This is a genomic window from Providencia sp. UF-224, assembly GCF_058245955.1.
The window spans coordinates 1-1,212 of record NZ_JBSICC010000081.1; the positions used below are offsets into that span (position 1 = coordinate 1).

Genomic DNA, 1,212 nt, shown 5'->3' on the forward strand with positions numbered 1-1,212 from the left:
AAGCTATCAATCCAGGCTTTATCCTTGGCCGAGATTTCCGGTGGCTTAAAGCCATCCGGCGGCAAGGACTGTTCGAGCAAGGCGGCACTTTGGTCGCGCAGCTGCTCTAAAAACTGTTGGTCATCCGTTAAGGCATGACACGTCGGCACAAGCACCAGACTTGTGCACAATAATAAAAAGGGTTTCATGAAAGTACCTCGCGTTAGAGGAAAACGCAGTTACGTTTACGCCAGATGAGATAACCGAAATTTTTACGACTGTTGGGTGAGGCATGCCCCGTTTGCCAGCGCATCACGGAACGACCAAAGGGATGACATTGCCCTGTATCGGGATGCATATTCACCATTTGATAGCGATAACGGTCTTTCGGGATAATCGGGGACGGGTAGGTGTAACACACCTCCTGATTTTTCCCGACGCTGTTCATCACCAAACCTTGCCGATGTAATTTAAATGCCATGCGCTCGGAAAGCAGAACCGAGGAGGCCTGCGGGCTGAATTCATTGCTGGTATACCCCGTAAACGGATACATACTGCCTTGTGAGCCAGCACACCAAAAAAGCGCATTTAGGGGCTTACTGCCAATACTGGCAATCGCATCGGCGGCACACGCCCCTTGAGCAATGGGATTCGCAAACACAAACGCTTCAGGGGCAATAATCGACGACAACGAACTGTCATTCCACAGGGGGTCTAGCTCAGATAAATAGGCGATATCCATATCCCCACGCTCTAAACAGCCTGCCGAGGTAATAATATTGAGCCAATAGGTCAGTGGGTATTTGTACCAATGCACATGATAGAACGCCCCTTGGGTCGCAGGGTCATTCTGCGTCCCCTTACCCGCCCCCATCTTGCCGACATTGATGTTAAAGCCCCCTAAATTCACCATGCAATATGGTGAACGGGTCACATCGGTCAAAGCAAAGGGCTCCCAATAGCCAATTGCTAAACCAATGCGGTAGAAAATCCCCATCGGGCAGATCTGAATCGGACTGGACGGGTTTTGGGTATCCGGTGCCACACCTGGAAATACAGGCACATTGCCAATGGTCATCGGAAATAAACAATCCCAACAAATATCGGTGATCGGATTAACAAAATTTCCCTCACATAACGCATCCGCTTTCGCAGGTATCGTCACGGTCACACAACCAAGTACGCACACACTCAATAACCAACGGGTGAATTTACTCATCGCCCCTCCTGCAT

The 1,212-nt window shown here is 49.9% G+C and carries 2 protein-coding genes; both read right to left on the reverse strand.

Annotation, left to right across the window (positions count from 1 at the left end):
- A partial coding sequence (locus tag AC4IFO_RS22875) for a hypothetical protein (protein ID WP_490737838.1) occupies window positions 1-188 on the reverse strand: 188 nt, incomplete at its 3' end.
- A 14-nt stretch (window positions 189-202) separates the two neighbouring features.
- On the reverse strand, window positions 203-1,198 hold the full coding sequence (gene traU, locus AC4IFO_RS22880) for a conjugal transfer pilus assembly protein TraU (protein WP_490737839.1): 996 nt from the start codon (window positions 1,196-1,198) through the stop codon (window positions 203-205).
- Window positions 1,199-1,212 lie beyond the last annotated feature (14 nt).

Bases quoted from the DNA above. Each gene is read 5' to 3' on its own strand.
- traU (WP_490737839.1), bottom strand. From the start codon at position 1,198: ATGAGTAAATTCACCCGTTGGTTATTGAGTGTGTGCGTACTTGGTTGT.